The following is a 10,601-nucleotide window of genomic DNA, read 5'->3' as shown; positions in this document are numbered from 1 at the left end:
GCCGGGTGCGCGTGGTCTGCGCCTTGGGACTGACGATCGCGACCTTCTGCCCGACCAAAGCATTGACCAGGGTCGACTTGCCGGCATTGGGCGCGCCGAGCACCGCGACGAGCCCGCAATGTTGCGTCATGGCTGGACCTGGGCGAGCAGCACCCGTGCGGCCGCGGTTTCCGCTTCCTGCTTGCTCGATCCCTCCGCCTCCGCGCTGGCGAACGTGCCGAGGCTGACGCGAACGGTGAAGCGCGGCGCGTGTTGCGGGCCCGACCGTGTGATCACGTCATAGGTCGGGGGCTTGCGGTTGTGCGCGGCCGCCCATTCCTGAAGCGCGGACTTGGGATGCTGCGGCGCGCGAGCATCGGCATGGACGCGGTCGGCCCAGCGCGACCGGACGAAATCGCGCGCCGGTTCGAAGCCTGCTTCGAGATAGAGCGCGCCGATCAGCGCCTCGATCACATCGCCCAGCACATTGTCGCTGTCGGCGGCACCGTCGTCGCGCGCCTGCTTGCCGAGGCGGAGGAACGGCCGCACCCCGATCTCGCGCGCGACATCGGCGCAGACCGCGCCGGTGACCAGCGCGTTCAATCTCTTCGACAGGCTGCCCTCGGGCTCGTCGGGGAACAATTCGTACAGCCATTCGGCCACGGCGAGCCCGAGCACGCGGTCGCCGAGGAATTCGAGCCGTTCGTAATTGGCGCTCGCCTGGCTGCCATGCGTCAGCGCGCGGTCGAACCGGGCGAGGTCGCCGGGCGCATGACCGAAGGTCGCGCCGATCCAGCCCGCGAGATCGGTAGCGTCTTTGTCGGTCACGGTGCCAGCCCGCTCCCCCGCCCGGCCTCCCATGGAACACCCTGCTGGGAGGCGGGGTGGGGGAGCGGGCTGGTGCGGCACATCAAATGGCGCGTCAAAACCCTTGTCCCAGCCGGCTCCAGCGCGCCGCGCTGAACCAGGTCCAGGGCAGCAGCCATTGCGCGGTGCCGTCGGTCGACCAGAAGGTGACGACCGCCTTGCCCTCGAGATTTTCCATCGGGACCATGCCGATCGCGCCGTTTTCCTGCGCGGGAAAGCGGCTGTCGCCCGAATCGTCGCGATTGTCGCCCATCAGGAACAGGCGGCCGGCCGGCACGGTATAGACGTCGGTGTCGTCGCGGTCGGGGAATTCGCCGCGATCGATCACGTTGTAGCTGACCCCGTTGGGCAGCGTTTCCTTGAACTGCATGTAGCGGCAGACCGGCTTGCCGGCGCTGTCGGTCGTGACGAATTCGGTCAGGCAGCCTTCCGCTTTGCCGGCGGGATAATTGGGCGAGATCGGGATGACGAAGTCGGCAACGCGTACCTTGGGCACCGCGACGCCGTTCAGGATCAGCTGGCCGTGGCGCATCTGGATCGTGTCGCCGGGCAAGCCGATGACGCGCTTGATGTAATCCTGCGAATTGCCCGGGGGCGCCTTGAACACCACGACGTCCCCCGGGGTCGGATTACGGCCGAAGATGCGCCCCGGGATCAGCGGCACGCTGAACGGCAGCGAATGCTTCGAATAACCGTAATTCCATTTCGAAATGAACAGATAGTCGCCGACATAGAGCCGCGGCAGCATCGATTGCGACGGGATCGAGAAAGGCGAGAACAGGAAGCTGCGGAAAATAATGACGACCACGACCAGCTTGACGATGAAGCTGAACGTGTCCTTCCAATCCTCTTCCTTCTTGGGCTTGGCGGCGGGGGCGGGCGCAGGCGCGTCGGTGGGCGCCACGACGGGATCGGGCGCGGCGTCGGACGGGGTCGCCTGAGGTGTGTCGGTCATGTCGGGCGGTTTGCGCATGCAGCCAGCGCGCGTCAAGCATACGTATCACCGTGCGAACGCGGCGCGCTTCCTTGAACGGGACGCCCGGAACGCCCATTGAGACGGCCGAGTCGAACGAGGATACCCACAAATGGCCGACTGGAGCGAGATCGAGGCGCTGAAGCGCATCCCCCTGACCAAGCTGTTCGCCGACGATCCCGAAAGGCTGGGCAAATATTCGGCCGATGTCGCCGGCATCCATTTCGACTGGTCCAAGACGCACCTGACCGACGAGGCGATCAAGGCGTTCGAGAAGCTCGCCAAGGCGAGCGATCTCGCCGGCAAGCGCGAGGCGCTGTTTTCGGGCAAGGTGATCAACGTCACCGAGGACCGTGCGGTGACCCACACCGCCGAGCGCGGCGAGGGCGCCCCCGACGACGTCGCCAAGGCGCAGGCGCTCCATGCCCGGATGCGCGCGCTGATCGACGCGATCGAGGCAGAGGCGCTGGGGCCGATCCGCAACGTGCTGCATGTCGGGATCGGCGGATCGGCGCTGGGGCCGAATTTGCTGGTGGATGCCCTAGGCCGCGAGTCGAACCGTTATGAAGTAGCGATCGTCTCCAACGTCGACGGGCTGGCGCTCGAAGAGGTGTTCAAGCGATTCGACCCGAGCGCCACCCTGCTCGCGATCGCTTCCAAGACCTTCACCACCACCGAAACGATGCTCAACGCCGAGAGCGTGATCGAATGGATGCAGGCCGGCGGGGTCGAGGATCCCTATGGCCGCGTCGTCGCGCTGACCGCCGAGCCCGACAAGGCGATCGAATGGGGCGTGGACGAGACGCGCATCCTGCCGTTCGCCGACACCGTGGGCGGGCGCTATTCCTTATGGTCGTCGATCGGCTTCCCGGCGGCGATCGCGCTCGGCTGGGACGCCTTTTCCGAACTGCTCGAAGGCGCGGCCGAGATGGACCGGCATTTCCGGCTGTCGGCGCTGCACGAGAACGTTCCGGCGCTCGCCGCCTTCGCCGACCTGCTCTACACCCAGGCGTTCGGCTGCGAGACGCGCGGCGTGTTCTGTTACGACGAGCGGCTGCGGCTGCTCCCCTCCTATCTGCAGCAGCTCGAGATGGAATCGAACGGCAAGGGCGCGACGCTCGACGGCAAGAAGGTCGGTCGCCCGACCGCGCCGATCACCTGGGGCGGGGTCGGCACCGACCAGCAGCACGCGGTGTTCCAATTGCTCCACCAGGGCACGCACCTGGTCCCGCTCGAATTCATCGGGGTGATCGAGCAGGCCGATACGCTCAACGAGGATCACCACAAGAATTTGCTCAACAACATGTTCGCGCAAGGCGCGGCACTGATGAAGGGCCGCGAGAATCCCGACGACCTGGCGCGCGCCTATCCGGGCGATCGCCCGTCGACCACGTTGCTGCTCGACGAACTCGACCCGCGCACGATGGGTGCGCTGATCGCCTATCACGAGCATCGCGTGTTCGTGTCGGGCGTGCTGCTCAACATCAATTCGTTCGACCAGTTCGGGGTCGAGCTGGGCAAGGAAATGGCCAAGGCGGCGGCCAAGGGCGAAGGCGATTTCGACGTTTCGACCAAGGATCTGATCAAGCGGGCGTTCGGGTAACGGCCCGTCATCCCAGCGCTAGCTGGGATCTTAGGCTAGGAAATACGGCACGAGACCCCAGCTTTCGCTGGGGTGACGATTGGGAAAAAGCATGAGCGACTACGACTACGACCTGTTCGTCATCGGTATCGGATCGGGCGGCACGCGCGCGGCGCGGGTCGCGGCGGCGCATGGCGCGCGGGTGGCGGCGGCCGAGGAATATCGCGTCGGCGGCACTTGCGTGATCCGCGGCTGCGTGCCCAAGAAGCTGCTCGTCTATGGCGCGCATTTCGCCGAGGATCTGGCCGACGCGCGACGCTTCGGCTGGGACGTGCCCGATTGCAAGTTCGACTGGAAGACGCTGACCGCCAATGTGTTCGAGGAAGTCGACCGCATCAGCAAGGCGTACAATACGACGCTCGACAACCATAAGGTCGAGGTCATCAACGAACGCGCCGAACTGGCCGGGCCGAACACGGTACGGCTCGCCTCGGGCCGCGAGGTCACGTCGAAATACATCTTGATCGCGACCGGCGCGCGTCCGCACATCCCGACCTGCCCGGGCTACGAATATGGCATCACCTCGAACGAGGCGTTTCACCTGGAAAGCGTGCCCAAGCGCATCCTGATCGCGGGCGCGGGCTATATCGCCAACGAATTCGCCGGCATCTTCCACGAATTCGGCGCCGAGGTGACGCTGATCAACCGCAGCGACCAGATCCTGCGCGGCTATGACGAGCAGATCCGCGACCGCCTGCTCCAGATCAGCATGATGAAGGGCCTGAACTTCCGCTTCAACGCCAAGTTCGAGGGGATCGAGAAGCAAGCCGACGGCAGCCTGAAGGTCTCGATGTCGAACCATGCCCCGATCGAGGTCGATTGCGTGATGTTCGCGACCGGCCGCGTGCCCAATACCGAAAATCTCGGACTCGACGCCGCCGGCGTGGAGCTGAACGAGAAGGGCGCGGTCAAGGTCGACGAAGACAATCGCTCGAACGTGCCGAGCATCTATGCGGTGGGCGACGTCACCGACCGTATCCAGCTGACCCCGGTCGCGATCCGCGAGGGGCAGGCGTTCGCCGACACGATCTTCGGCAACAAGCCGACCAGGGTCGATTATCATTGCGTGCCGGCGGCGGTGTTCAGTCATCCGCAGATGGCCGGCGTCGGACTGACCGAGAGCCAGGCAAAGATGAAATACGGCTCGGTCAAGGTCTATGTCAGCGACTTCCGCCCGATGAAGAACGTGCTGGCGGGTCGCAACGAGCGCGCGCTCTACAAGATGATCTGCGACGGCGTGACCAACAAGATCCTCGGCATCCACATGATCGGCCCCGAGGCGGCGGAGATCCTGCAGGCCGCGGCGGTCGCGGTGAAGGCCGGCCTGACCAAGGACGCGTTCGACCAGACCGTCGCGCTGCATCCGACGATGGCGGAAGAATTGGTGCTGATGAAGTAGGTGAAAATTTCCTCTCCCCTTGGGAGAGGAAGGGGCCCGCTCGGCGAAGCCGAGTGGGAAGGTGAGGGCAGGTAGGAGAGGGCGCAGCGCTGCCCTCACCCTTCCGCCGCCTTCGGCGGCTCCCTCCCTCTCCCAGAAGGAGAGGGATTCTGCCTCAGCTCAACGCCACACCTGCGATCGTGATGCGGTGCATCAGCCGGCGGTGGCCCGGATAGTCGTTCATCGCGCAATGCCAGGTCGAGCGATTGTCCCAGATCGCGAGCGAGCCCGGCGCCCATTGCAGGCGGCACTGGAAGTCGGGCTTCATGCCGACCGCATAGAGATATTGCAGCAGCGGCAGGCTCTCCTCACGCGTCCAGCCTTCGAAATGGAGCGTGAAGGCGGGATTGACGTAAAGGATCTTGCGGCCGGTCACCGGGTGGCGGATCACGACCGGGTGGACCGCTGCGGCGTGGATGTCGTGGCCCTTGAGATCGGCGGCCTGGTCGGTTTTCGCGTAGATGCCGTCATGGCCGTAGATATGGTCGGCCGAGTGCACCGCGCGCATCCCCTCGAGCGTCGCCTTGAGCCCGTCCCACAGCGAATCGTACGCCGCGCCCAGGCTGGCGAACAGCGTGTCGCCGCCGGTCGGCGGGGTCTCGCGCGCGAGCAGGATCGAGCCCATCGCGGGAACCTGGTCGTAACTGTGGTCGGTATGCCAGCCCCCGCCGATATTGGTGGTCTGGGTCTCGGCCTTGCGCACTTCGGCGATCTCCGGATAGCCGCCGTTCGCCGGGAAATAATTGTTGATGTCGATCTCGCCCCAGCGGCGCGCGAAGGCGATGTGATCCTCCGGCGTCAATTCCTGGTCGCGCACGAACAGCACGCCGCGATCGGCGACCGCCGCGCGGAGCGTCTCGATACCGCTGTCGTCGAGCGTGCGCAGGTCGATTCCGCTGGCTTCGGCGCCGCAGTGTTCGGCGATCGGGCGAATCTGCATGGTCATTATCCCTCTCCTCGTTGCGCTGGGTATATCCCGGGTCTTGCCGCCTGATTGCTACGATCGTAGCACTTGGGGATGGCGTTGCTCGACATTCTGCGGCGCGGGCGCTGGTTCGCCGCGCTCGACCCGGCGTTGGCCGACGAGCTCGTTGCGGCGGGACGTGTGGTGACGCTCGACGCCGGGCAATGGATCTATTCCGAAGGCGACGAGGAACCCGGCCTGTGCCTGGTCGTCGAAGGCGCGTTGCGGCTGGAGGCGAGCGTCGGCCCCGACCGCGACGTGCTGATCGGGCTAGCCGGGCCGGGCCAGGCGATCGGCCAGTCGCGGCGCTTCGGCGGCGGGCGGCGGATCGTGACGGCGCGGGCGCAGCGCGCCGCACGCGTGCTGCTGGTTCCCGATGCCGCTTTGCCGGGGATCGCCGCGCGTCAGCCGAGCGCGTGGCCGGCGACCATGGCCTTGCTTTACGACCAACTCGACATCGCCGTGCATAATGCCGCGCTCAACCTGTGCCTGGCGCCGCGCCAGCGAATCGCGATCCGGCTGGCGCAACTCGCCGACGACACGGGCGCGGTCGCCGCGACCCAGGCCGATCTTGCCGAGATGTGCGGATTGAGCCGCAAGTCGGCCAGCGGCCATATCCTGGCGCTGGCGGCGAAGGGATGGGTCGAGCCGGGCTATCGGTCGTTGCGGGTGATCGACGGGGCTGCGTTGCGTCGCTTCGCGGGATTTTGAAGCGGCCGGGAGTCGGGCAACCGCTTCCTCCGTCATGCCGGGCTCGTCCCGGCATCCACCGCGCGACCATGCCTCAGCTCGGGTGTGGAGGAGTGGTGTTCGAGCGGAATCGTGTTCCCCGCACACGATTTTGGTCTGCCGGTGCAGGCCAAAACTCGAACACGACACAAGGCCGGGGTGACGATCTAGGTGGCGGTTAGGCGCGGATACCGCTCGACGACAATCGGGTTGCCAGTTGTCCGATATGGACTTCGAACACCCGAGAGCCCTACGGCTCGATCACGATCTTTCCGACCATCCGGCTGTCGCGCATCGTCTCGAACGCGGCGCGCCAGTCGGCGAGGGGATAGCGACTGTCGACGCGGGGGCGGATCTTCCCCTCCACCGCCAGCGTCCAGATCGCGTCCTGGTTCTCGCGGCCCTTGTCCGGAAAGCGCCGGCCATATTCGCCCGCGCGCACGCCGATCACCGAGAAGCCCTTGATCAGCGGGATGTTGGTCGCGACCGTCGCGATCCGCCCCGAGGTGAAGCCGATCACCAACAGCCGCCCGCCAAACGCGATGCAGCGCGTGCTCTCGTCGAACACGTCGCCACCGACCGGATCGAACACCACGTCCGCGCCGCCGCCGGTGATCCGCTTGACCTCCTCGCGAAATCCCGGCGCCGACAGAGTCGCGTCGATCGCATAGTCGGCCGCGATCCGCGCCAGCTTGTCGGCCGATCGCGACGTCGCGATGACGCGCGCGCCGAGCGCCCTGGCGAGGTCGACCGCGGCGAGGCCGACGCCACCGGTCGCGCCATGGACCAGCACCCACTCACCCGGCTCGACCCGAGCGCAACGGACCAGCGAGACATAGGCGGTATTGTACGCCGCCCCGACGCTTGCAGCCGCGGCGAAGTCGAGATTGGCGGGCACCCGCCGCACGCTCCTAGCATCGACCGCGACCAGGCCGGCGAACCCGCCGAGCCGCGTGCCCGCGACCACCGCGTCGCCGGCCGCGAACCCGCTGCCGGGATCGGCCGCCACCACTTCTCCGGCGACTTCCATGCCCGGCACAAAGGGGAGATCGGGCTTCAGCTGATACTTGCCCTCGGTCATTAGCAAGTCGGGAAAGTTGAGCGACGCGGCGCGGACGCGGATCAGCACCTGGCCATCGCCACGAACGGCATCGGGTATGTGGGCCAGCGCGCAACCGGCGAAATCGGGTCCCAGCTCGGATACGACCAGCGCCTTCATCGCCCCTGCTGTCCCCCGCCGGCGCGTACGCGTCAACCGCAAACAGGTTGCAATATGCAACGAATCTGATAGCGGAAAGACAAGGGAGAGGGATATGGCAGGGACGGTTCTGGTCACTGGTGGCAGCGGCTATATCGCCGGCTTCACCATCCGCCAGTTGATCGAGCGGGGCTGGACGGTCCGCACGACGATCCGCAATCTGGCGCGCGAGGCCGAGGTCCGCGACTGGCTGAAGGTCGATAACGACCGCCTGTCCTTCTTTGCCGCCGACCTGACCAGCGACACCGGCTGGGCCGAGGCGATGGCGGGATGCAGTCATGTCGTCCACATGGCCTCGCCGATCCCCGCGCATCATGTGAAGGACGAGAACGAGCTGATCGTGCCGGCGCGTGACGGCGCGCTGCGGGCGCTGAAGTTCGCGCGCGATGCCGGCGCCACGCGGCTGGTCATGACGTCATCGGTCGCCGCGATCTTCTATGGTCGCACCGCCGACAAGGACAGTTTCACCGAGGCCGACTGGACCAATGTCGCGGCGGGCGACGTGTCGGCTTACGCCAAGTCCAAGACCATCGCCGAGCGCGCCGCGCGCGACTGGATCGCGGCCGAGGGCGGCAGCCTGGAATTCGTCACGGTCAATCCGGGACTGGTGCTGGGACCATTGCTCGGCGTGGATTTCTCGCCCTCGCTCGAAGCGGTCAAACGCGTGCTCGAGGGCGCCTATCCCATGCTGCCCGATCTCGGCTTCAACCTGGTCGATGTGCGCGACGTCGCCGATCTCCATATCCGCGCGCTGACCGCGCCCGACATGAGCGGCGAGCGCTTCATGGCGGTAGCGCCGCACGGATTCCTAAGGCTGGGCGAGATCGCCGCGATCCTGCGCGAACGCCTGCCCGACCATGCCGGCAAGGTGCCGACGCGGCGCATGCCCAATTGGCTGATGCGGATCGTGTCGCTGTTCGACCCGGTCGTGCGCCAGATGATCGGCGAACTCGGCAAGACCCGCCATGCGGAGCCGACCCATGCGATGCAATTGCTCGGCTGGCAGCCGCGCTCCGCTGCCGACAGCGTGGTCGACACCGCGAAGAGCCTGATCGCGATGGGGGTAGTGAAGGTCTAAAGCGACTCCGCAGCCAGTCGATCCGACAGTTCACTCAACGCTTCTCCGGCGAAGGCCGGGGCCCAGGATCTGTGATTTGGAGATGGCGTCCCGGCGCCGCGAGCGCATCGCGGCTGAGCCCCTGCCTTCGCCGGGGAAGCGTAAAAATCGCCGTGGAAAGCCTTAACTAGACCGTCAAGCCCGCGAGCAGCTTCGGCAGCGCGCCCGATTCGCCCCTCGCCTCGGCGATGAAGCGATGCTTGAGCACCGGCGCATGCTGGACCGCGGACAGCCCCAGCCGTCGCACCGCGCTGGCGGACTTGCCGGGGATGCCGAACAGCCGAGTCAGTCCATCGGTCGCGGCCGCCACCATGAAGGTGTCGAGACTGCGCCAGCGTTCGTAGCGCTTTAGCAGCGCCGGGTCGCCCGGATCGAGGCCGATTCGCTTGCCGTCGACCAGCACCTCGATCAGCGCGGCGACGTCCCGGAAGCCGACATTGACGCCCTGCCCCGCGATCGGATGGATGCCGTGCGCCGCGTCGCCGACCAGCGCCAGCCGCTCGGCGGTGATCGTCGCGGCGTGATGGAAGCCGAGCGGATGCGCGAAGCGCGGGCCCAGCCACGTCAGCTTGCCGAGGAACCCGCCCATCTTGCGCTCGAGCTCGGCCAGATAGCCGCGCTCGCCGAGCTTCTGCATGCCCGGCCCCTGGGCACCGCGCACCGACCAGACGATCGCCGAGCGATGCCCGCGATCGTCGTCGTTCAGCGGCAAGATGGCGAACGGTCCTTCGGGATAGAAGATCTCATAAGCGACATTCTCATGGCTGCGCTCGTGGCCGATCGAGGTGACGAGCGCGACATGGTCGTAGGTCCAGCGCGCGACGTTGAGTCCCGCCGCCTCGCGGGTCGGCGAATTGCGGCCTTCGGCACCGATCAACAGCGACGCGCGAACCTCGCTGCCGTCGCTCAAGGTGGCGCGAACGCCCGCCTGGTCGCGCTCGATCGACACCGCGCGGGTCCTCATACGGAGATCGACGCCCGGCGCCGCGCCGGCGGCATCGAGCAACGCGGCGCGCAGGTCGCGATTCTCGAACATCGTACCGAGCGCACCTTCGTCGTCCTGCGGCACGAAATCGAGCGCGCCCGGGTCGAGCCCGTCGGACACGCGGATCCCGTCGATCGGGCAGCCCTTGCCGGCCAGCCGGTCGGCGACGCCGATCGCGCGCAGCATGTTCATCGGTGCACTGGCGATCGCCGAGGCACGGCCATCGAACCCGCTCGCCGTGACGACGGCCGGGTCGGCGGGGTCGATGACGATGCTGGACAGCCCATGCGCATCGGCCGCGACCGCGAGCGCGCTGCCGACCAGCCCGCCGCCGAGGATGAGGAGATCAGCCCGAGACATGCGCATGCCCTAGGCCGTGCGCTCGCGAGCGGCAATGGGGAGCCGTCCGCGCAACCTTCAAATCCTCCCCGGCACGGGGAGGGGGACCAAGACGCGAAGCGGCTTGGTGGAGGGGGCCCATCCTCCACTAACCTCTTTGCTTGCGGCTCGTTGGTCGCGGGACCCCTCCACCATCGCTGGCGCGATGGTCCCCTCCCCGTTCCGGGGAGGATTATCAGACTATCCAGCTCGCCATCCCCTTCAGCATCCGCGCCGCCTTGACGTCGGACTCGCGCGGCGCGAGAATCCA

The 10,601-nt window shown here is 66.8% G+C and carries 10 protein-coding genes; 4 read left to right on the top strand and 6 right to left on the bottom strand.

Features of this window, described 5'->3' with window-relative positions; genetic code table 11:
* The 3 genes from ACTHJR_RS17995 to lepB all read right to left on the bottom strand — a co-directional run.
* Positions 1 to 130, bottom strand: a 130-nt coding sequence (locus ACTHJR_RS17995; protein WP_440524736.1) for a GTPase, incomplete at its 3' end; no start/stop codon positions are given.
* Positions 127 to 840 carry a ribonuclease III gene (gene rnc / locus ACTHJR_RS17990; protein WP_440524735.1) on the bottom strand — a complete coding sequence of 238 codons (714 nt, stop codon included), beginning with the start codon at positions 838 to 840 and terminating at the stop codon, positions 127 to 129. The genes rnc and ACTHJR_RS17995, both read right to left, overlap by 4 nt.
* Before the next feature lie 61 nt (positions 841 to 901).
* Entirely contained in the window at positions 902 to 1,801 is a 900-nt protein-coding gene (gene lepB / locus ACTHJR_RS17985; protein WP_440524733.1) for a signal peptidase I, read from the bottom strand.
* A gap of 130 nt (positions 1,802 to 1,931) precedes the next feature.
* Here lepB and pgi point away from each other — a divergent pair, with 130 nt between their 5' ends.
* Positions 1,932 to 3,422 (top strand): glucose-6-phosphate isomerase, encoded by a 1,491-nt coding sequence (gene pgi / locus ACTHJR_RS17980; RefSeq protein WP_440524732.1) that lies wholly within the window; start codon positions 1,932 to 1,934, stop codon positions 3,420 to 3,422.
* 91 nt (positions 3,423 to 3,513) lie between these two features.
* Positions 3,514 to 4,860, top strand: coding sequence for a glutathione-disulfide reductase (gor, locus tag ACTHJR_RS17975; protein WP_440524731.1), 1,347 nt, complete (start codon positions 3,514 to 3,516; stop codon positions 4,858 to 4,860).
* A 154-nt stretch (positions 4,861 to 5,014) separates the two neighbouring features.
* On the opposite strand, the gene ACTHJR_RS17970 is transcribed toward gor, so the two are convergent.
* Positions 5,015 to 5,845 carry a TauD/TfdA dioxygenase family protein gene (locus ACTHJR_RS17970; RefSeq protein WP_440524730.1) on the bottom strand — a complete coding sequence of 277 codons (831 nt, stop codon included), beginning with the start codon at positions 5,843 to 5,845 and terminating at the stop codon, positions 5,015 to 5,017.
* Between the two features lie 72 nt (positions 5,846 to 5,917).
* On the opposite strand from ACTHJR_RS17970, the gene ACTHJR_RS17965 reads away from it, so the two are divergent.
* On the top strand, positions 5,918 to 6,574 hold the full coding sequence (locus ACTHJR_RS17965; protein ID WP_440524729.1) for a Crp/Fnr family transcriptional regulator: 657 nt from the start codon (positions 5,918 to 5,920) through the stop codon (positions 6,572 to 6,574).
* Between the two features lie 268 nt (positions 6,575 to 6,842).
* Here ACTHJR_RS17965 and ACTHJR_RS17960 read toward each other — a convergent pair whose 3' ends face one another.
* Positions 6,843 to 7,811 carry an NADPH:quinone oxidoreductase family protein gene (locus ACTHJR_RS17960; protein ID WP_440524728.1) on the bottom strand — a complete coding sequence of 323 codons (969 nt, stop codon included), beginning with the start codon at positions 7,809 to 7,811 and terminating at the stop codon, positions 6,843 to 6,845.
* 94 nt (positions 7,812 to 7,905) lie between these two features.
* On the opposite strand from ACTHJR_RS17960, the gene ACTHJR_RS17955 reads away from it, so the two are divergent.
* On the top strand, positions 7,906 to 8,928 hold the full coding sequence (locus ACTHJR_RS17955) for an NAD-dependent epimerase/dehydratase family protein (RefSeq protein ID WP_440524726.1): 1,023 nt from the start codon (positions 7,906 to 7,908) through the stop codon (positions 8,926 to 8,928).
* Positions 8,929 to 9,094: 166 nt separating this feature from the next.
* Here ACTHJR_RS17955 and ACTHJR_RS17950 read toward each other — a convergent pair whose 3' ends face one another.
* Entirely contained in the window at positions 9,095 to 10,312 is a 1,218-nt protein-coding gene (locus tag ACTHJR_RS17950) for an FAD-dependent monooxygenase (RefSeq protein ID WP_440524725.1), read from the bottom strand.
* Positions 10,313 to 10,601 lie beyond the last annotated feature (289 nt).

This window comes from Sphingomonas sp. (assembly GCF_051962185.1).
Classification (GTDB): Bacteria; Pseudomonadota; Alphaproteobacteria; order Sphingomonadales; family Sphingomonadaceae; genus Sphingomonas.
Note: the sequence above shows the minus strand (reverse complement) of the source record. Positions and strands in the feature narration are given on the sequence as shown.

What these genes read in the sequence shown, in the direction of transcription:
- rnc (WP_440524735.1), bottom strand. Translation starts at nt 840, where the DNA reads ATGGGAGGCCGGGCGGGGGAGCGGGCTGGCACCGTGACCGACAAAGAC.
- lepB (WP_440524733.1), bottom strand. Translation starts at nt 1,801, where the DNA reads ATGACCGACACACCTCAGGCGACCCCGTCCGACGCCGCGCCCGATCCC.
- pgi (WP_440524732.1), top strand. Translation starts at nt 1,932, where the DNA reads ATGGCCGACTGGAGCGAGATCGAGGCGCTGAAGCGCATCCCCCTGACC.
- gor (WP_440524731.1), top strand. Translation starts at nt 3,514, where the DNA reads ATGAGCGACTACGACTACGACCTGTTCGTCATCGGTATCGGATCGGGC.
- ACTHJR_RS17970 (WP_440524730.1), bottom strand. Translation starts at nt 5,845, where the DNA reads ATGACCATGCAGATTCGCCCGATCGCCGAACACTGCGGCGCCGAAGCC.
- ACTHJR_RS17965 (WP_440524729.1), top strand. Translation starts at nt 5,918, where the DNA reads ATGGCGTTGCTCGACATTCTGCGGCGCGGGCGCTGGTTCGCCGCGCTC.
- ACTHJR_RS17960 (WP_440524728.1), bottom strand. Translation starts at nt 7,811, where the DNA reads ATGAAGGCGCTGGTCGTATCCGAGCTGGGACCCGATTTCGCCGGTTGC.
- ACTHJR_RS17955 (WP_440524726.1), top strand. Translation starts at nt 7,906, where the DNA reads ATGGCAGGGACGGTTCTGGTCACTGGTGGCAGCGGCTATATCGCCGGC.
- ACTHJR_RS17950 (WP_440524725.1), bottom strand. Translation starts at nt 10,312, where the DNA reads ATGTCTCGGGCTGATCTCCTCATCCTCGGCGGCGGGCTGGTCGGCAGC.